Annotated in this window: 20 protein-coding genes and 1 riboswitch; of the genes, 11 read left to right on the forward strand and 9 right to left on the reverse strand. The window is 66.7% G+C overall.

Annotation, left to right across the window (positions count from 1 at the left end):
- The first annotated feature begins 133 nt into the window (after positions 1 to 133).
- Together AC1DF3_RS17800 and AC1DF3_RS17805 are read left to right on the forward strand one after the other, a co-directional pair.
- Positions 134 to 1,180, forward strand: coding sequence for a histone deacetylase family protein (locus AC1DF3_RS17800; RefSeq protein ID WP_478140356.1), 1,047 nt, complete (start codon positions 134 to 136; stop codon positions 1,178 to 1,180).
- 94 nt (positions 1,181 to 1,274) lie between these two features.
- A complete protein-coding gene (locus tag AC1DF3_RS17805) occupies positions 1,275 to 2,231 on the forward strand; it encodes a Bug family tripartite tricarboxylate transporter substrate binding protein (protein WP_286534851.1) in 957 nt (318 codons plus the stop codon).
- A 6-nt stretch (positions 2,232 to 2,237) separates the two neighbouring features.
- Here the strand turns inward: AC1DF3_RS17805 and AC1DF3_RS17810 are convergent, their stop codons facing one another.
- Positions 2,238 to 3,080 carry a GNAT family N-acetyltransferase gene (locus tag AC1DF3_RS17810; RefSeq protein WP_478140357.1) on the reverse strand — a complete coding sequence of 281 codons (843 nt, stop codon included), beginning with the start codon at positions 3,078 to 3,080 and terminating at the stop codon, positions 2,238 to 2,240.
- A gap of 48 nt (positions 3,081 to 3,128) precedes the next feature.
- Between AC1DF3_RS17810 and AC1DF3_RS17815 the strand changes: the two genes are divergently transcribed.
- Both AC1DF3_RS17815 and AC1DF3_RS17820 read left to right on the forward strand, forming a co-directional pair.
- Positions 3,129 to 3,347 carry a SlyX family protein gene (locus tag AC1DF3_RS17815; protein WP_478140358.1) on the forward strand — a complete coding sequence of 73 codons (219 nt, stop codon included), beginning with the start codon at positions 3,129 to 3,131 and terminating at the stop codon, positions 3,345 to 3,347.
- 87 nt (positions 3,348 to 3,434) lie between these two features.
- Positions 3,435 to 4,292 (forward strand): DUF4399 domain-containing protein, encoded by an 858-nt coding sequence (locus tag AC1DF3_RS17820; protein WP_301806850.1) that lies wholly within the window; start codon positions 3,435 to 3,437, stop codon positions 4,290 to 4,292.
- Here the strand turns inward: AC1DF3_RS17820 and AC1DF3_RS17825 are convergent.
- The 7 genes from AC1DF3_RS17825 to AC1DF3_RS17855 form a co-directional block, all read right to left on the reverse strand.
- On the reverse strand, positions 4,279 to 5,067 hold the full coding sequence (locus AC1DF3_RS17825; protein WP_286534848.1) for an HAD-IIB family hydrolase: 789 nt from the start codon (positions 5,065 to 5,067) through the stop codon (positions 4,279 to 4,281). The genes AC1DF3_RS17820 and AC1DF3_RS17825 overlap by 14 nt on opposite strands.
- Positions 5,067 to 6,695, reverse strand: a complete 1,629-nt coding sequence (locus AC1DF3_RS17830) for a peptide chain release factor 3 (RefSeq protein WP_286534847.1) — start codon at positions 6,693 to 6,695, stop codon at positions 5,067 to 5,069. The genes AC1DF3_RS17825 and AC1DF3_RS17830 overlap by 1 nt, the downstream gene beginning before the upstream one ends.
- 162 nt (positions 6,696 to 6,857) lie before the next feature.
- Entirely contained in the window at positions 6,858 to 7,133 is a 276-nt protein-coding gene (locus AC1DF3_RS17835) for a hypothetical protein (RefSeq protein WP_478140359.1), read from the reverse strand.
- Positions 7,124 to 7,828 (reverse strand): AzlC family ABC transporter permease, encoded by a 705-nt coding sequence (locus AC1DF3_RS17840; protein ID WP_478140360.1) that lies wholly within the window; start codon positions 7,826 to 7,828, stop codon positions 7,124 to 7,126. The genes AC1DF3_RS17835 and AC1DF3_RS17840 overlap by 10 nt, the downstream gene beginning before the upstream one ends.
- A 14-nt stretch (positions 7,829 to 7,842) precedes the next feature.
- Positions 7,843 to 8,199 carry a 2OG-Fe(II) oxygenase gene (locus tag AC1DF3_RS17845; protein ID WP_478140361.1) on the reverse strand — a complete coding sequence of 119 codons (357 nt, stop codon included), beginning with the start codon at positions 8,197 to 8,199 and terminating at the stop codon, positions 7,843 to 7,845.
- The gene (locus tag AC1DF3_RS17850) at positions 8,184 to 8,579 is read right to left on the reverse strand and encodes a hypothetical protein (protein WP_478140362.1); all 396 of its coding nucleotides are present in this window, start codon (positions 8,577 to 8,579) and stop codon (positions 8,184 to 8,186) included. Before AC1DF3_RS17850 ends, AC1DF3_RS17845 begins: the two co-directional genes overlap by 16 nt.
- 182 nt (positions 8,580 to 8,761) lie before the next feature.
- Positions 8,762 to 9,460 carry a Crp/Fnr family transcriptional regulator gene (locus AC1DF3_RS17855; RefSeq protein WP_478140363.1) on the reverse strand — a complete coding sequence of 233 codons (699 nt, stop codon included), beginning with the start codon at positions 9,458 to 9,460 and terminating at the stop codon, positions 8,762 to 8,764.
- 74 nt (positions 9,461 to 9,534) lie between these two features.
- Positions 9,535 to 9,604, forward strand: a riboswitch (S-adenosyl-L-homocysteine riboswitch).
- A 64-nt stretch (positions 9,605 to 9,668) separates the two neighbouring features.
- Between AC1DF3_RS17855 and ahcY the strand changes: the two genes are divergently transcribed.
- The 4 genes from ahcY (at position 9,669) to AC1DF3_RS17875 (ending at position 13,505) form a co-directional block, all read left to right on the forward strand.
- Positions 9,669 to 11,108 (forward strand): adenosylhomocysteinase, encoded by a 1,440-nt coding sequence (gene ahcY / locus AC1DF3_RS17860; protein WP_286534845.1) that lies wholly within the window; start codon positions 9,669 to 9,671, stop codon positions 11,106 to 11,108.
- A 96-nt stretch (positions 11,109 to 11,204) separates the two neighbouring features.
- The gene (locus AC1DF3_RS17865) at positions 11,205 to 12,026 is read left to right on the forward strand and encodes a TlyA family RNA methyltransferase (RefSeq protein ID WP_478140364.1); all 822 of its coding nucleotides are present in this window, start codon (positions 11,205 to 11,207) and stop codon (positions 12,024 to 12,026) included.
- A complete protein-coding gene (gene metF / locus AC1DF3_RS17870) occupies positions 12,004 to 12,837 on the forward strand; it encodes a methylenetetrahydrofolate reductase [NAD(P)H] (protein WP_286534921.1) in 834 nt (277 codons plus the stop codon). The genes AC1DF3_RS17865 and metF overlap by 23 nt, the downstream gene beginning before the upstream one ends.
- Entirely contained in the window at positions 12,834 to 13,505 is a 672-nt protein-coding gene (locus tag AC1DF3_RS17875; protein WP_286534843.1) for a septal ring lytic transglycosylase RlpA family protein, read from the forward strand. The genes metF and AC1DF3_RS17875 overlap by 4 nt, the downstream gene beginning before the upstream one ends.
- 12 nt (positions 13,506 to 13,517) lie before the next feature.
- Here the strand turns inward: AC1DF3_RS17875 and AC1DF3_RS17880 are convergent, their stop codons facing one another.
- Positions 13,518 to 14,444 (reverse strand): 23S rRNA (adenine(2030)-N(6))-methyltransferase RlmJ, encoded by a 927-nt coding sequence (locus AC1DF3_RS17880; protein ID WP_286534842.1) that lies wholly within the window; start codon positions 14,442 to 14,444, stop codon positions 13,518 to 13,520.
- Positions 14,445 to 14,579: 135 nt separating this feature from the next.
- Between AC1DF3_RS17880 and AC1DF3_RS17885 the strand changes: the two genes are divergently transcribed.
- The 3 genes from AC1DF3_RS17885 to rplM all read left to right on the forward strand — a co-directional run bounded on the left by AC1DF3_RS17885 (position 14,580) and on the right by rplM (position 17,072).
- A complete protein-coding gene (locus tag AC1DF3_RS17885; RefSeq protein ID WP_478140365.1) occupies positions 14,580 to 15,203 on the forward strand; it encodes a hypothetical protein in 624 nt (207 codons plus the stop codon).
- A gap of 8 nt (positions 15,204 to 15,211) precedes the next feature.
- On the forward strand, positions 15,212 to 16,459 hold the full coding sequence (locus tag AC1DF3_RS17890; protein ID WP_478140366.1) for a S1 family peptidase: 1,248 nt from the start codon (positions 15,212 to 15,214) through the stop codon (positions 16,457 to 16,459).
- 181 nt (positions 16,460 to 16,640) lie between these two features.
- Complete coding sequence (gene rplM / locus AC1DF3_RS17895) at positions 16,641 to 17,072, forward strand: 50S ribosomal protein L13 (protein ID WP_286370103.1); 432 nt, start codon at positions 16,641 to 16,643, stop codon at positions 17,070 to 17,072.
- Positions 17,073 to 17,076: the final 4 nt, after the last annotated feature.

The raw sequence follows: 17,076 nt of genomic DNA on the forward strand, positions 1-17,076 counted from the left end.
GAGTTTGCGCGGACCCCGCGTACCGCGAGCAGCGCAGGGCAGCCGCGAAGCGGCCGGTGACGTCGGCCGGCCCAGGGCATACCGCCCGCCATCGCCGTCACGCCCTATGCCCCTTCAGCGTTACCCTACCGCCATGCTCACGATCTACAACCACCGCCACGCGCTGCACCATGGCAAGCTCGAGATGTTCCGCGGCGAACTCGTGCCATGCTTCGAGGTCCCTGCCCGTGCCGACTATGTCCTCCAGGAATTGCAGCAGCGCAGGCTCGGCCCCATCGAAGAACCCTCTGCATTCGATGACGCGGCGATCGCACGCGTCCATGCGCAGCGCTACCTCGATTTCCTGTCTGGCGCCTGGGATGAATGGGTCGCCCTGGACCCGGCCAACGCCACACGCGATGCGCTGCCTTCCTATTGGCCGATCCGCACCTTCCGCTCCGACGTGCTGCCGGCGAGCTTCCCCGCGCGCATGGGCTTGTTCTCGTACGACGCCGGCACGCCGCTGACATCGGGCACCTGGACCGCGGCCCGCGCCGGCGCCTGCTGCGCGTTGACCGCCGCGGCGCGCGTGCTGCAGGGCGATCGTGCGGCCTTCGCGCTCACGCGCCCGCCCGGTCATCATGCGGGCGCCGATTTCTTCGGCGGCTACTGCTTCCTCAACAACGCGGCCATCGCGGCACAGTCGCTGCGCGATGCCGGCGTGGAGCGCGTCGCGGTGCTTGACATCGACTACCACCACGGCAACGGCACGCAAGCGATCTTCTACGAACGCGCCGACGTCCAGTTCACCAGCCTGCACGGCGATCCGCACACCGAGTATCCGTACTACCTCGGCTACGCCGACGAGCGCGGTGCCGGCGAGGGCCTGGGCTTCAACCACAACCTGCCGCTGGCGCGCGGCAGCGGCTTCGCGCAGTGGCGCGAGGCGCTGGCGACGGCGCTGCGCGGCATCGCCGCATTCAAGCCGGGCGCACTGGTGGTCTCGCTCGGGCTCGACACCTTCGCGGGCGATCCGATCGCCGGCTTCACGCTCGCCACAGACGACTACCTGCGCGTCGGCGAAGACCTCGCCCGGGCCGGCCTGCCGACCGTGTTCGTCTTCGAGGGCGGCTATGCCGTGGCCGAGGTCGGCGCCAACGCGGTCAACGTGCTCGAAGGCTTCATGCAGCAGTCCGGCTGACGCGGTGGCGACGCCACCCGGGGACATACCCGCTTGCCCCCTGAATGGCCCTGCGGCCCAATGCTGCCTTTCGAATCCGTTGCGGAGTTGCCCCATGTTTCGTCGTTCCCTCCTGTGCGCCGCGCTGCTCGGCGTCGCCGCCACTGCGGTCCACGCGCAGACCTTCCCGACCCGGCCGATCAAGCTGGTGATCGCCTTCCCGGCCGGCGGCCCGACCGACATCACGATGCGGCAGCTGGCCGACAACGCGTCCAAGATCCTCGGCCAGCCGATCGTGGTCGACAACAAGCCGGGTGCCGGCGGGACGCTGCCGGCGCAGGCGCTGCAGACCGCGCCGCCCGACGGCTACACCATCGGCCAGATTCCGCTCGGCGTGTTCCGCCTGCCCTACACGACCAAGATCAACTGGGACCCGGTCAAGGACATCAGCTACGTCATCAACGTCACCGGCTACGCCTTCGGCATCGCGGTGCCGGGCGACAGCCCGTTCAAGACCTGGAATGATTTCGTGGCCTACGCCAAGGCCAATCCAGGCAAGCTCACCTACGGCTCGACCGGCAATCTCACCAGTCCGCACCTGACGACCGAACTCATCGCCCAGCAGCTCGGCATCCAGCTGCAGCACGTGCCCTACAAAGGCAGCGCCGACCTGGCACAGGCGGTGCTCGGCAACCACCTGATGGCGATCGCCGATTCGACCGGCTTCGCGCCGCTGGTCGAGTCGGGCAAGCTGCGCGTGCTCAATACCTGGGGCGAGAAGCGGCTGGCCAAGTTCCCGGACGCGCCGACCTTGAAGGAACTCGGACTCGACATCGTGCAGAACTCGCCCTTCGGCATCGGGGCGCCCAAGGGCACGCCGCCCGAGGTCGTGAAGAAGCTGCACGACGCCTTCAAGCAGGCCATGGAAGAGCCCAGCTACCTGGCCGCGCTCGGACGCTACGACATGCTGCCGATCTACATGAGCTCGGCCGACTACACGAAGTTCGCGCAGACCACCTTCACCCGCGAGAAGGCGCTGATCGAGAAGCTGGGGCTGGCCAAGCCGCAGTGAGCGGGGCTATCCGAGCTCGAAGCTCGTGAGCCCATGGACCCGCTGCAGCTCGCAGGGCGGTGCGGCGCCGGCGTACATGCGGGCGGTCTCGAAGACGCTGCGCATCCCTTCGGCCCGCGCCATCGCCACCGCTTCGGCGTTCGGCAGCGGAACGTCGATGCAGACCGCGTCACCGGCCGGCACCGCCGCGCACAATGCGGCGAACAGCGCGCGTGCCACCTGCGGGTCGTCGGCCAGCAGCGGCGCGATCTTGTGGCCTTCGCGACAGCGGCGGACCAGCCCCCAGCCGGCGAGTCGCCCGTCCTCGAGCCAGGCCAGGCCGGTCGCATCGGGCATGCCGACCCAGGCGCGCAGAAAGGCGTCGCGCGGTGCCGGGAACACGCGGCGATCGTCGGCCGCCAGCAAGCGGGGGTCGACAGTGGCCAGCGGGACGATCTGCGGCGGCACACTGCCGCCCCCTCGGGCAACGCCGGCAAAGCGGGCGTTGTTCCAGGCCAGCGCAAAACCGCTGCGGCGATAGTTGTCCTGCTGGGCCGGAACGCCATCCAGTCCCACCACATGGCCGGCCAGCCGCGCCATGCCGGCACGCCAGAGCCTGAGCCCGACGCCCTTGCCGCGCCAGGCCGGCGCGACGATGTAGAGGCCGATGAAGCCGAAGCGGCCCGCGTACGAGACCGCGCTGATGCAGCCGATCGCTTCCCCGCGATGCTCGGCGACCAGGAAGCCGCCGGGGTCGGCGGCGTGAAAGCAGGCGCCATCGTGCAGGCCGGGGTTCCAGCCTTCGCGGGCGGCCATCTCGATCACGAGCGGCATCTCGGCGAGGCCGAGCGTTCGAATCGTCGGGTCCATTTCCGCATTCTGGACCGGCGCCGCGCCGGCTTCCTGTCCAATAGCGGCATGGACACCTCGCAAGACGCGCACCGCCGCCTGACCGAGCTCGAGATCAAGGCGAGCTTCACCGAAGACCTGCTGGACCAGTTGAACCTGACGATCTACCGGCAGCAGGAACAAATCGACAGCCTGCTGCGGCAAGTGGCGCTGCTGCGGCAGCAAAGCCCGGATGCGGGCACCGGCGGCGCCCGCAACCTGCGCGACGAGTTGCCGCCCCACTACTGACGACCTTTTTCACGCTTCCGCCGGTCATGCGCGTTCACTGTTTGGTACTCATTGATACACAATCAGATCAGTACTTAAGGAGTAGACATGCGGCATCCAGAGCGTCGGGGGAGGCGGGCGATCGAGGCTGCGGCGGTGGCCGCGCTGATGCTGGGGGCGGGTGGCGCCGCCGCCCAGGCCGCTGATGCGCCGCCCTCAGCCGCGGCGCCGGCAGCCGACGGCACGGACGTCGTGGTCCACCCCTGGGTGGTGCCGCCGCCGAACTGGTCGCCCGAGGCCTACTTCACCAACCTGAAGGACGGCGCGACCACGGAGGCGCCGTTCGTCGCCCGCTTCGGCCTCTCGATGCGGGGCATCGTGCCGGCCGGCAAGACCGCGGGCTCGGCCGGCCATCACCACCTGCTGATCGATCAGCCGCTGCCGCTCGATTTCACCAAGCCGCTGCCCTTCACCGAGCACTACATCCACTTCGGCAAGGGCCAGATGGAGACCGTGGTCGACCTGCCGCCGGGCACCTACACGATGCGGCTGGTGCTGGCCGACCAGGGGCACATCCCGTATTTCGTCTACAGCAAGCCGCTCAAGTTCACGGTCAGCAAGCAGAACAAGGGCGTCACGCCGGCCAGCCTGCTGGGGACGCCGCGCGTCGAGTTGCTGAGCCCGGCCGACCGCAGCACGGTGCAATTGCCGCTGCGGGTGCAGTTCCATGCCAGCGGCCTGAATGTCTCGAACGCCGCCCCCAAGGTGCCCGACACCGGGCACTTCCGGCTGGTGCTCGAACGCCCAGGGCAGAAGGCCGAGATCATCGAGCTGGAGGGCGGGCAGACCGAGCTGTGGCTCAATCCGCCCAAGGGCAGCTACAACGCGCGGCTCGAACTGATGAGCAACACGGCGGCCGGCAACGTGGTCGCGCGGGCCAGGCCGGTCGCCTTCAACGTGCCCTGAGCACCGCCGCCGCCGCTTCGGCGAAGCCGGCGCCGCGCTCCCGGCTGGCGACATAGCGCGGCAGGTGCGACAGCGCGGCCTCGAAGCGGCGGACGTTCGCGACGCCGATGCTGTTGTCGAAGTGCTGGAACATCAGCGCATCGTTGGTCGAATCGCCGACGTAGGCCCAGCGCGGCATCTCGTCGTCGAGCCGGCGGCCCCACAGCTCGCGCACGATCCAGCGCGCGCCTTCGAGCTTGTTGTGGCTGCCGTACCAGCCGTTGACGTGGATGCTGCTGACGGTCGCGTGCATGCCCTCGCTCTGCATCAGTGCCACCACGGCGGCGATCTGCGCATCGCCGAGCTGCGTGAATTCGCTGTGGTCGATCGCGATGTCGCATTCGCGGCCGGCCGAGTCGGTGGCGCGCCGGGCACCCGGGATCTCGCGCTCGATGCGGCCGAGCACGGCCTGCATGCGGGCGAAGTTGCGTTCGCGCGTGGGCGCGTCCTGCTGGTAGCGCTTCTCGATGCCGCCGCCGGGCAGCGGCAGCAGGGCAACGGCGCCGTTCTCGGCCACGATCGCGTCCACCGGCCAGACGTTCGCGAAGGGCTCGCTCCAGCCCACCGGGCGGCCGGTGATCGCCACCCTGTGCAGGCCGGCCGTGCGCAGGTCGGCCAGCGCCGCCAGCGCATCGGCGCTGATCGCGCCTTCGGTGGTCAGCGTGTCGTCGATGTCGGTGAAGACGCCGACCAGCGCCCGCCGCGCCGCCAGCGGCCACTCGCCAAGGGGAATCATCAGGAGGCGGTCTGCAGCGCCAGGCCGGCGTGCTCGCGCAGCGGGTGGAAGTGGATCTTCGGGAAGCGCTCCTGTGCCAGCCGGACGTCGTAAGGCGAGGTGCACAGGTAGGCCAGCGTGTTGGCCGCGTCGAGCGCCATGCGCTGCGGATAGGCATCGACGAAGGCGCGCAGCTCGGCCGGCGTGTCGGCCGTGATCCAGCGGGCGCCCGTGTACTGGCAGCCCTCGAGCCGGATGTCGGCGTCGTACTCGGTCTTGAGCCGGTGCTGCACCACTTCGAACTGCAGCTGTCCGACGGCGCCGAGCAGCATCGGGCCGCCGACTTCGGGCCGGAACACCTGGATCGCGCCTTCCTCGCCCAGCTGCGCCAGGCCCTGCTGCAGCTGCTTGGTGCGCAGCGGGTTCTTCAGGATCACGGTCATGAAGAGCTCGGGCGCGAAGAAGGGCAGGCCGGTGAACTGCAGCGAGGCGCCGTCCGTGATGGTGTCGCCCAGCTGCACGCCGCCATGGGTCGTGAAGCCGACGATGTCGCCGGCGTAGGCTTCCTCGACCGCCTCGCGGCGCTGGCTCATGAAGGTCACGACGCTGGTCGGGCGCAGCTCCTTGGCGGTGCGCTGCACGCGCAGCTTCATGCCCGGCGTGTAACGCCCGGAGGCCATGCGCACGAAGGCGATGCGGTCGCGGTGGTTGGCGTCCATGTTGGCCTGCACCTTGAAGACCACGCCCGCGAAATCCTTGTCCTCGGGCTGGATCTCCTTCACCACCGGCTGGCGGTTGACCATCGTGGTGCTGGTGCGCGACTGCGGCTGCGGCGCCAGGTCGACCAGCGCATCGAGCACTTCCATGACGCCGAAGTTGTTGACGCCCGAGCCGAAGAACACCGGCGTCTGCTTGCCGGCCAGGAAGGCCTCGCGGTCCCAGCTCGGCGAGGCGCCGGTGGCGAGCTCCATGCTTTCCATCGCGTGGTCGAACTCGCGGCCGAAGCGCTTGTGGAGCGCGTCGCGGTCGGTCAGGGGAATCGTCTCGAAGTCCTGCGGCAGCTTTTCCTGGCCCGACTCGAACACCGTCATCGCCTGCGTGCGCAGGTTGATGATGCCGCCGAAGGTCTTGCCCTGGCCCACCGGCCAGGTCATCGGCACGCAGGGCATGCCGAGTTCGCGCTCGATCTCGTCGAGCAGTTCGAGCGGCTCGCGCACCTCGCGGTCCATCTTGTTGACGAAGGTGATGATCGGCGTGTCGCGCTGGCGGCAGACCTCGATCAGCCGGCGGGTCTGGGCTTCGACGCCGTTGGCGGCGTCGATCACCATCAGCGCCGAGTCGACCGCCGTGAGCACGCGGTAGGTGTCTTCGGAGAAGTCCTTGTGGCCGGGCGTGTCGAGCAGGTTGATGACGTGGTCGCGATAGACCATCTGCATCACCGACGAGGCCACCGAGATGCCGCGCTGCTTCTCGATCTCCATCCAGTCGGAGGTGGCATGGCGCGAGGCCTTGCGGGCCTTGACCGAGCCGGCGATCTGGATCGCGCCCGAGAACAGCAGCAGCTTCTCGGTCAGCGTGGTCTTGCCGGCGTCCGGGTGGGAAATGATCGCGAAGGTGCGGCGGCGTTTGGTTTCGGAGGCGAAGGTCATCGAGACTGGGGCAATCGGGAGCAGGCCTAGCATAGGCCAATCCGCAATTATCGACGACGCTCCATGCGCCAGACCTGCTCCGCCCGACGTCGCAGCAGCACGTCGTTCGCGTTCGTCAACGCTGGGTCGTCTTCAGCAAGTCGAACCAGGCGAGCGGTACGTTCAGAGATGACGCAATGCAATGAGTAGAAGCCAGGCCGAAACGAACGAGAGGTAGAGCGTCGAAGTGAACCAGGCAACCAACATCGCGATGGCCACGGGGGTGAAGAGTGAGGGATTTGCGATGATCTGGATGGCGAGATAGGTTCCCATGAGGCTCGGTGCAGCAACCATCAGCGCTTCTGCCGTGGCGGGCCAACGAGACAGGTAGCGCGCCATTGTCAATCCGCTCAAACGTAGGAGCAGCGTTGTTATTGCCACGGTTGTGATCAGAGACATCTTTTCTTTCTTTTTGAGAGGATCAAAGAAAATGTCATTCCAATCGCGCTGGACAACAGCAGTGCTGCGGCTTGTTGGTCGGTGAAGGCCCACCACGCCAAGGCCATCGCCGTCGCGCCAGCAACCGGCAGGATTTGGTCTGGACGGCGTCGAAATCCCATGGGCAATAGCAACGCCATCGACAATGGAACCAGCGCGTCCATGCCCCAGGAAAACAGGAGCGCCGGCGTCAAACCTGCACCGAAAAAAAAGCCGGCCATACATCCCGATACCCAACCCGCAGTAAGAACTAGCGTATTCGCCAAAGCGAAGTTCACGCTAAGAGTGCCCTTGTGTGCTGCAAGTTGACAGGCTGCCCAACTGCTGTCCGTCAGCATCGATGCTGTGAGCCAACGACGCCATCGAGCAGGGCCTGTCAGGTAAGGCCATAAGGAAGCAGAAAAAAACAAGTGTTTTCCATTGAGTCCGATGGTAAGGGCCACGATTGCACCGACGGTTGCGTCATCTTTGAATTCGAGGACAGCGAGCTGCGCAGTTGCGGCGTTCACGCCAATCGATGCAATGAAAAGCTCCGTCAATTCCCAGCCTGCATTGCGGCTCGCTATGCCGACAATCAGGCCAAAAATTAGCACCTTGGGAAGAAATGGGACCGCTGCTATTGTGCCCTCTGCAAGCCTTCGGCGCGCTGCACCCATCGAAGACTCATAACTCATACCCAGAACAACAATTGATCGGCTGCGACTCCGAAGAATCCGGACAGCGTCAGGCGCTCTCCGGATCCAGCTGCGACGGCGTGTGCCTGTGTCGATCGAAAAATTAAAAGATCACCTTCTGAGGGGGTCACCTTGGTCGAATGAGTGAGATTCGTCACCTTGGCAGGGTCGCGCTCCTTGTAGATGGTAGTCCCACCGCCGGATCGAGGCATCTTCAGATAAACATTCCAAGCGAACTGCTCCTGAAGATTGCTACTGAACTCCAACGACGCGTTTTCGCCAGGAAGCCAGTCGCGATGTATTGGTGTCGATTGGAGAGAGCGGACTGTGCAACTCATCATTGAATTTCCCATATGAGTTGCGATGCTGGATTTTTTTGAAACATGCTCGAGCAGACGGCTCTGACGCGAGAGACTATGTCGACTTCCGAGAGAATCTTGTTCTTGAATATTGGCTCGAAGATGGCCGTGCGTCTGAAGTATTCCGATTGATCATCTTTGAATCGAAAGAAGTTCGGGCCTAGTTTTCCCTTGTTCACGACCTTTCCCCCTTTGTCGTCTCCTTCATAGTACTCCAATCCTATGCGCAGGATGGACTCCACGGTTCGATCTATTTCCTGTGGGCTCAAGAAGTTCTTTGCCTTCACGCCAGCGCAATTCTCATTCGCGAATGCGTGCGAGGAAATTTCCGAAAAATCGCAGACTTCCCATTTTCCTTCTCCGCTGCCAAGCATGCCGCCATCTCCGCACTTTGTGAAAAGATAATCCTATTTCAGAGTGTGGGTGATGGACGGTATATGGAGATACAAGGATCGTTGCGTTTATTGAATCTCTGGTCTTTTACTAAACGTATCGATCAAAATTAGAAAATTAGTTCGCGTTTGGCGCGCCCGGTTTTTCGTTGCGGCGGGTGTGTTCAGGAAGATTCAAGGAGGAGTTGCAATCTGACAGCGTCGCGAATGATGATCTGTCGTGGGCGCGTTTCGATGAGGCCTTGATGGGAGAGCGACTTCAACGCTCTCGTGACGGTGACCCGAGTCAACGCGGTCATGGAGGCGATCTGCTCGTGCGTGAGGTTGACAGCGCAAGGACCGCATTGATTGTTCGATTGAGAGGAGGACAGCCGGGCGAGGCGGGCCAAGAGTTCGATGATGCGAGGGATCGGTCTGGTGTTGGCCAGATTCGAAAGCTTGCTGACAACCATGCGATTCTTGAACCCAAGCAACTTGATGATGGAGTTCGCTAGCTCAGCATTCCGTTTGAACTCCTGCGTTGCTTCAAGCGGAAGGTATCGACTGACGATCGCTGGCGTGACCGTTCGCACGGTGGTTGGCCTTGGTTGGTCTGCGAAGGCCGGCCCTTCACCGAAAATTGCGCCGGGGCCGAATATCTCCAATATGAAATCAAATCCATTGTCGCGCTGGATAGTAGAGTGAACGACACCTGATCGCAGCAGATAAAAGTATGGATGCGCCACACCTTCGGCGTAGAGGGTTTCGCCTGGAACCAGTCGGCACACCTCGCCGAAATCCGTCGCCTCCAGCCATGGCGCGGACAGGGAGACGGACGCATCCCAACTGGCATACGAAAAAGGACGCTGTGAACTCGCTGGCATTCCTGGATTCTGCCTAGATCGAAGTGACAAACGCTGCGGGCAGCCCGGCTGCTCGGCGACGCGCTAAAATCCCCCGTTCCGAGGAGCGTTGCAGCGCCGTCAGGCGTGAGGCTCGGACCATCATCGCAACCACGCTCACCCGCTGTTCTCGCGGTGAGTCCGTTCCCCGAATGCAGTGGCCACTGTCAAACCCGCTTTGGAGCCCACAATGAGCGCTGTTCTCAAAACCACCCCCGTCTCGACCGCCGACCAGGCGATCGCCGACCTGTCCCTGGCCGCCTGGGGCCGCAAGGAAATCCGCATCGCCGAAACCGAGATGCCCGGCCTGATGGCGATCCGCGAGGAATTCGCCAAGGGCCAGGCGCTCAAGGGCGCGCGCATCACCGGCTCGCTGCACATGACGATCCAGACCGCCGTGCTGATCGAGACGCTGCAGGCCCTCGGTGCCACCGTGCGCTGGGCCTCGTGCAACATCTTCTCGACCCAGGACCACGCCGCCGCCGCCATCGCCGCCGCCGGCACGCCGGTGTTCGCGATCAAGGGCGAGTCGCTGACCGACTACTGGGACTACACCCACGCCATCTTCGAATTCGGCCCCAAGGGCTCGAAGGACGAAGGCCCGAACATGATCCTCGACGACGGCGGCGACGCCACCATGCTGATGCACCTGGGCCAGAAGGCCGAGAAGGACCTCGGCGTGCTGGCCAACCCGACCAGCGAAGAAGAACGCATCCTGTTCGCCGCGATCAAGGCCAAGCTGGCGGTCGACCCCACCTGGTACACCCGCAAGTCGGCCCAGATCATCGGCGTGACCGAAGAAACCACCACCGGCGTGCACCGCCTGAACGAGATGTCGGCCAAGGGCACGCTGCAGTTCCGCGCCATCAACGTCAACGACTCGGTCACCAAGAGCAAGTTCGACAACCTCTATGGCTGCCGCGAATCGCTGGTCGACGGCATCAAGCGCGCCACCGACGTGATGATCGCCGGCAAGGTCGCCTGCGTGGCCGGCTACGGCGACGTCGGCAAGGGCTCGGCCCAGGCCCTGCGCGCCCTCAGCGCCCAGGTCTGGGTGACCGAGATCGACCCGATCAACGCCCTGCAGGCTGCGATGGAAGGCTACAAGGTCGTGACCATGGAATACGCCGCCGACAAGGCCGACATCTTCGTCACCACCACCGGCAACCGCGACGTGATCCGCCACGAGCACATGGCCGCCATGAAGGACCAGGCGATCGTCTGCAACATCGGCCACTTCGACAACGAGATCGACGTCGCCTCGATCGAGAAGTACGAGTGGGAAGAGATCAAGCCGCAGGTCGACCACATCACCTTCCCCGACGGCAAGAAGATCATCCTGCTGGCCAAGGGCCGCCTCGTGAACCTGGGCTGCGGCACCGGCCACCCGAGCTTCGTGATGTCGTCCTCGTTCGCCAACCAGACCATCGCCCAGATCGAGCTTTTCACCAAGCCCGACGCCTACCAGGCCGGCAAGGTCTACGTGCTGCCCAAGCACCTCGACGAGAAGGTCGCGCGCCTGCACCTGAAGAAGGTCGGCGCCATGCTGACCACGCTGACCGACACCCAGGCGGCCTACATCGGCGTCGACAAGAACGGTCCGTACAAGCCGGACACCTACCGTTACTGAATATGGCCCCCACGCTCCTCACTTTGTGTGTCGCTGCCCCCCGAGGGGGCCGCAGGCCGCCTTGGGGCGGCCCGGCGCCGGCCTGAGGCTCACGCCTTGCGTGCCGATCAGTTGCTCGTCGAACGCGGCCTGGCCGCTTCGCGTTCGCAGGCGGTTCGCCTGATCGCCGGCGGCTTGCGCTGGCGTGATGGCGCCGACTGGCGCGTCGTGGGCAAGAACCGCGACGAAATCCCCGAAGCGGCCGAGCTCGAACTGCTCGACGCCGCCGAGGCCCGCTACGTGTCGCGCGGCGGCCTCAAGCTGGAGGGCGCGCTGGCCGCCACCGGCATCGACCCGACGGGCCGGCGTTGTCTCGACGTCGGCCAGTCGACCGGCGGCTTCACCGACTGCCTGCTGCAGCGCGGTGCTGCGCATGTGGTCGGCGTCGACGTCGGCCATGGTCAGCTGCATGCCCGCATCCGCGACGATGCGCGCGTGACCGCGGTCGAGGGCGTCAATGCGCGCACCCTGACGGCCGAGGCCTGGGCCACCGAATCCGAGGACGACGAGGACGACGAGGCGCCGGTCGGCGACAGCTTCGGTCTGATCGTCGGCGACCTGTCCTTCATCTCGCAGACGCTGGTGCTGCCCGCGCTGGTGCCGCTGCTGGCGCCCGGCGGCGACCTGCTGATGCTGGTCAAGCCGCAGTTCGAGCTGCAGCCGGGCCAGGTCGGCAAGGGCGGCATCGTGCGCGACCCGGCGCTCTACGCGCTGGTCGAGCAACGCCTGCGCGACAGCTGCGCGGCGCTCGGGCTGCGCGTCGTGCGCTGGCTCGACAGCCCGATCGAGGGTGGCGACGGCAACCGCGAATTCTTCATCCATGCTGTTCCTGCGGACGGCCAACCAGGAGCCGGCCGTGCGCCTTCCGCTGAGCTTTGAGTTTTTTCCGACCAAGACGCCCGAGGGCGCGGTCAAGCTGCGCGCGGTGCGCCAGCAGCTCTACGCGCAGTCGCCCGAGTTCTGCTCCGTGACCTACGGCGCCGGTGGCTCGACCCACGACGGCACCTTCGGCGCGGTGCGCGAGATCCTCGCCGAAGGCGTGGCCGCGGCCTGCCACTTCTCCTGCATCGGCGCGACCAAGGCGACGGTGCGCGAGCAGTTGGGCGAACTCAAGGCGATGGGCGTCAAGCGCCTGGTCGCGCTGCGCGGCGACCTGCCGAGCGGCTATGGCGTGGGCGGCGAGTTCCTCTATGCGAGCGACCTGGTGGCCTTCATCCGCGCGGAGACCGGCCGCGATTTCCACATCGAGGTGGCCTGCTATCCCGAGGTGCATCCGCAGGCCCGTTCGCCCGAAGCCGACCTGCAGGCCTTCGCGGCCAAGGTGCGCGCGGGCGCCGACTCGGCCATCACGCAGTACTTCTTCAGCCCCGAGGCCTACTGGCGCTTCGTCGACGACGCGCGTGCCCTGGGGCTCGACACGCCGATCGTGCCGGGCATCATGCCGATCACCAGCTCGACCCAGCTGATGCGCTTCTCGGACGCCTGCGGCGCCGAGATCCCGCGCTGGATCCGGCTGCGGCTGCAGGGCTTCGGCGACGACACGGCGTCGATCAAGGCCTTCGGCCTCGACGTCGTCGCGGCCCTGTGCGAGCGGCTGTGCGCCGCTGGCGCGCCGGCGCTGCATTTCTACACGATGAACCAGTCGGTGGCCACGCTCGGCGTGCTGCAGCGGCTGGGTTGGGCCGAATGAGTTTGAGCCGCCGCATCGCGACGCTGTCGATGGCGTTGCTTGCGGCCGGGCTTGCGGCCTGTTCCCTGCAGCCCACCGCGCCGGGCGATGAGGCCGGCGGTGCAACGTTCCGACTGCGGCCGCTGGCCAGGCAGCCGGCCTTGCCGCCCGGCGCTCCGCCGCGCTCCGCGGTGCCGTCGGTGCGCTACGACCTGGCGGTGTCGGGCGCGGGCGAGCTCGGGCCCGACGACGGCATCCCGGGCGACGAGGGCGGGCGCGAGATCTTCGAGCGCGGCGGCGCGTCCTGGTACGGCATCCAGTTCCACCAGCGCAAGACCGCCAGCGGCGAGCGCTTCGACATGACGGCCTTCACGGCGGCGCACCGGACGCTGCCGTTCAACACCCGCGTCTGCGTCCGCAGCCTGGTCAACGGGCGCGAGGTGCTGGTGCGCGTCAACGACCGCGGCCCCTACGCCTCGGGCCGCATCATCGACCTCAGCCGGGCCGCGGCGGAAGAAATCGGGATGCTCGGCATGGGCATCAAGACGGTGGCGCTGTCGATCGCCGACAAGGACACCGACCGCTGCGGCGGCAAGGAAGTCGGCGCGGTCGAGACGCCGGCCCAGGCGGCGCCGGAGCCGGCGCCGAAGCCGGCGCGGAAGCTCCTGCCGCTTCGCAAGCGGCGCTGACGCAAGCCGCCGCTAGCCGCCGCTGTCGAGCGAGAAAGTGGCGTTGCGGTCCTGTGCCAGCCGCTCGGCCATCTGCGGCAGGGCCGCCGCCAGCAGCGGCTTCAGCGTGTAGGGCGGATTGATCAGGAACATGCCGCTGGCGGGCAGGCCCGGCCGGTGCGTGGCGCCGGTCGCATCGGTCGTGATCTTGCTCGACTTGACGGTCAGCGTGGCATGCAGCCAGGACTTGCCGGCCTTGGTGGCCATCGTCTTGAGCCGGCGCGGCAGGTCGTGCGCTTCCGGCCGCGGAATGATCGGATACCAGACGGCATAAGTGCCGGTGGCAAAGCGCTTGAGCGCCTCGCCCACGAAGTCGAGCACCCGGGCGTAGTCGCTCTTGATCTCGTAGCTGGGGTCGCAGAGCACCAGTGCCCGCCGCGAGGGCGGCGGCAGGAACTTGGTGGCACTGCCGAAGCCGTCGTCGCGCAGCACGGTGATCTGGCGGCCGGCCTCGAGTTGGGCGATGTTGGCGTCGAGCGTCCGGGCATCGGTCGGGTGCAGCTCGAACAGCTTGAGCTTGTCGTGCTCGCGCAGCAGGTGATGGACGATGAACGGCGATCCCGGGTAGATCTTGGCGCCGCCCTTGGGATTGAAGTCGCCCACCACCTCGAGGTAGCGGGCGAGGGCGTCGGCCAGCGGGGCGTCGGGTACGGCCTTGGCGCCCTTCGGGGGCGCCGGCTTGGCGCCGCCGCCGACCAGCCGCAGCACGCCGTCGGCGGCCTCGCCGCTGGTGCCGGCGTAGTCGCCGTCGAGCCGGTAGAGGCCGGCGCCGGCGTGGGTGTCGACCACCGTGAGGGCGGTGTCTTTCTCGAGCAGGTGTTCGAGCGTGGCAATCAGCACCGTGTGCTTGAGCACGTCGGCGTGGTTGCCGGCATGGAAGGCGTGGCGGTAACTGAACATGAGGAATAGTGCCTGGAAGATGAACGGGACGACGCTAGACTCTCGCGCCGTAACATTAAATTACAAGGATCGAGGATGCGAGGAGCTGGATGGCGATTCTGGGGCCTGTGCGCATGCGCGGGCGTCCTCTCTATTTTGACCGGCTGTGCGTCGGTCACGCACGGTACCACCCAGTCGGTCAAGGTCGAGACCCTGACGTCCGACGGCAAGGCCATCGAGGGCGCCGAGTGCCGGCTGTCGAACGACAAGGGCGATGCACTCATGCAGTCCGGCCAGAGCGTGCTGGTGCGGCGTTCCGGCGCCAACCTGAAGGTCGAATGCACCCAGGCCGGGCTGCCGCCGGCGACCGGCCAGGCGGTATCGCGCGTCAACGCCGGGATGGTCGGCAACATCGTGGTCGGCGGCGTGATCGGCGCCGCGATCGATGTCGGCAGCGGCGCCGGCTACAACTATCCGAGCTGGATGCAACTCGTGTTCGGCGAGGAGCGAAGCTACGACCGCAGCGTGCAGCAGGGCGACCAGCCGGTCGCCGGCGTGGCGCTGGGCGTCACGCGGATGGCTGCATCGGTGCCTGTTGCTGCCGCGCCGCCGAAGGTCGCGGTGGCCGAAGTCGTGGCGCCGGCCCCCACGGCACCCCCGCCGGCCCCCGTGGTCGCGGCAGTCGCGCCGCCGCCCGATCCGACGCCCGCGGCGGCGCCGAAGCCGGTCTCACGCGTGTCGCTCGACGATCTCGGCGCCTTGCTGCCGGCCCGGAAGTGAGCCGCGCCATGACCCCCGCAAGCATCGGCCGCACGGCGGCCTTTCTCGCCGCCGCCTGCGCCGCCTCCGGCGCCTTCGCGCTCGAGCCCGACGTGCTGTTCGCGCGGGTGTCGCCTGCAGTCTGGACCGTCCGCACCCTCGACGCGCAGGAGCGTCCGCTGCGCACCGGCAGCGCCGTGGTGATCGCACCGGGCCGCCTGGTGACGGCCTGCCACGTGCTCGCGAAGGCCGCCAGTTTCGTGATCCGGCAGGACAACGTGACTTACGGCGCGACGCTCGAACACCCGGACGTCGAACGCGACCTGTGCCAGATCAGGGTCGCCAATTTCAATGCCGCGCCGGTGCCGCTGGCGCCGGCCGGGGCGGCGCGGGTGGGCCAGAAGGCCTACCTGGTCGGCAGTCCGCGCGGCGTCGAGAACACACTGGGCGAGACCATGCTCACCGGCCTGCGCGGCGAGGACGGCGACGACCGGCAGCTGCAGCTGGCCGCGGTGCTCGCCGCGGGAGCTAGCGGCGGCGGCCTGTTCGACGCCGAGGGCCGCCTGCTGGGCATCACCAGCGCCGCCGGCCGCGACCCTGGCGCGCCCGGTTTCGCCGTTCCCGCCGATTTCGTGCCCGAGATTCCGGCCCGTGCCCAGGCCGCGCTGGCCCAGCGGCCGCGGGGGGACGTCCGAACCGCCGCGGCCGGCGCCGCGCCGGCGAGCGCCCTCACGGCGCCGCTGCGGCCCGGCGACGGGCTCGAATTCCAGCGCGTCGACCGCCTGACCGGCAACCGGTCGACCGTGGTCTACCGGGTCGATCGCGTCACGGGCGACGAGGTGATCTTCAACATGGGCGGGCGGGTCGAGAAGACCGACGGCCGGGTGGTCTCGGTCACCTCGCCGGCCGGCGGCACCTACGACGCCTCGTCGCCGCCCGGTGGCTGGGGCCGCAAGGACCTCAAGCCCGGGATGCGCTGGCACCTGGACTACGTGGCCGCCACGGGCGACAAATGGCGCCATGAACTCGACGCCACGGTGGTTGCCGAACGGACGATGCGCATCGATGGCGTGGACCTGAACGTGGTCCAGATCGACTACGCGGGCTGGATATACGCCTCCTACGGCACCGGCGCTTCGCCGGTCGGCACGCCCTTCAAGGCCTCCGCCTGGTATGCGCGTGACCTGGGCCGGGTGGTGCGTTTCGAGGCCGAGCACCGGCGCGGCAACTCGAGCAGTTCGAACGAAGCGCTCGAACTGGTGCGGGTGCTCCGCTAAGTCCAGAGACAGGGCCCAAGGGCAGGATTTGCCCTCCAGGCCCGATTCTTCATATAATCGAGGGCTTCGCAGCGCTTTTGTGGCCCCGCGGCGGAGGACAACCACCACCTAAGAGATTCCCGCAAGAGGAACGCCGACCGTGGAAAAGGGCCCGCCAAACCCTCTTCAAAAGAGAAAACTCATGACCAAAACGTTCAGCGCCAAGCCCGCTGACGTGACGCACGAGTGGTTTGTGATTGACGCGACCGACAAGGTCCTCGGACGAGTAGCCAGCGAAGTTGCTCTCCGTTTGCGCGGCAAACACAAGGCCATTTACACGCCTCACGTCGACACCGGTGACTTCATCGTCATCATCAACGCATCGCAACTCCGCGTGACCGGCGCCAAGCCGATCGACAAGGTGTACTACCGTCACTCGGGCTACCCGGGCGGTATCACGGCGACGAACTTCCGCGACATGCAAGCCAAGCACCCGGGCCGCGCCCTGGAAAAGGCCGTCAAGGGCATGCTGCCCAAGGGCCCGCTCGGCTACGCGATGATCAAGAAACTCAAGGTGTACGGTGGTGCAGAGCACCCGCATACCGCCCAACAGCCCAAAGTGCTGGAACTGTAAGGAG

Source organism: Variovorax sp. 10N432 (genome assembly GCF_056394465.1).

Excerpts from the sequence above, each read along its gene's own strand:
- AC1DF3_RS17890 (WP_478140366.1), top strand. The coding sequence starts at position 15,212 with ATGACCCCCGCAAGCATCGGCCGCACGGCGGCCTTTCTCGCCGCCGCC.
- AC1DF3_RS17830 (WP_286534847.1), bottom strand. The coding sequence starts at position 6,695 with ATGACCTTCGCCTCCGAAACCAAACGCCGCCGCACCTTCGCGATCATT.
- AC1DF3_RS17810 (WP_478140357.1), bottom strand. The coding sequence starts at position 3,080 with ATGGACCCGACGATTCGAACGCTCGGCCTCGCCGAGATGCCGCTCGTG.
- AC1DF3_RS17845 (WP_478140361.1), bottom strand. The coding sequence starts at position 8,199 with ATGGGAAATTCAATGATGAGTTGCACAGTCCGCTCTCTCCAATCGACA.
- rplM (WP_286370103.1), top strand. The coding sequence starts at position 16,641 with ATGACCAAAACGTTCAGCGCCAAGCCCGCTGACGTGACGCACGAGTGG.
- AC1DF3_RS17825 (WP_286534848.1), bottom strand. The coding sequence starts at position 5,067 with ATGATTCCCCTTGGCGAGTGGCCGCTGGCGGCGCGGCGGGCGCTGGTC.
- AC1DF3_RS17875 (WP_286534843.1), top strand. The coding sequence starts at position 12,834 with ATGAGTTTGAGCCGCCGCATCGCGACGCTGTCGATGGCGTTGCTTGCG.
- AC1DF3_RS17850 (WP_478140362.1), bottom strand. The coding sequence starts at position 8,579 with ATGCTTGGCAGCGGAGAAGGAAAATGGGAAGTCTGCGATTTTTCGGAA.
- ahcY (WP_286534845.1), top strand. The coding sequence starts at position 9,669 with ATGAGCGCTGTTCTCAAAACCACCCCCGTCTCGACCGCCGACCAGGCG.
- AC1DF3_RS17815 (WP_478140358.1), top strand. The coding sequence starts at position 3,129 with ATGGACACCTCGCAAGACGCGCACCGCCGCCTGACCGAGCTCGAGATC.
- AC1DF3_RS17855 (WP_478140363.1), bottom strand. The coding sequence starts at position 9,460 with ATGCCAGCGAGTTCACAGCGTCCTTTTTCGTATGCCAGTTGGGATGCG.
- AC1DF3_RS17840 (WP_478140360.1), bottom strand. The coding sequence starts at position 7,828 with ATGGGTGCAGCGCGCCGAAGGCTTGCAGAGGGCACAATAGCAGCGGTC.
- AC1DF3_RS17835 (WP_478140359.1), bottom strand. The coding sequence starts at position 7,133 with ATGTCTCTGATCACAACCGTGGCAATAACAACGCTGCTCCTACGTTTG.
- AC1DF3_RS17800 (WP_478140356.1), top strand. The coding sequence starts at position 134 with ATGCTCACGATCTACAACCACCGCCACGCGCTGCACCATGGCAAGCTC.
- AC1DF3_RS17805 (WP_286534851.1), top strand. The coding sequence starts at position 1,275 with ATGTTTCGTCGTTCCCTCCTGTGCGCCGCGCTGCTCGGCGTCGCCGCC.
- AC1DF3_RS17820 (WP_301806850.1), top strand. The coding sequence starts at position 3,435 with ATGCGGCATCCAGAGCGTCGGGGGAGGCGGGCGATCGAGGCTGCGGCG.
- AC1DF3_RS17880 (WP_286534842.1), bottom strand. The coding sequence starts at position 14,444 with ATGTTCAGTTACCGCCACGCCTTCCATGCCGGCAACCACGCCGACGTG.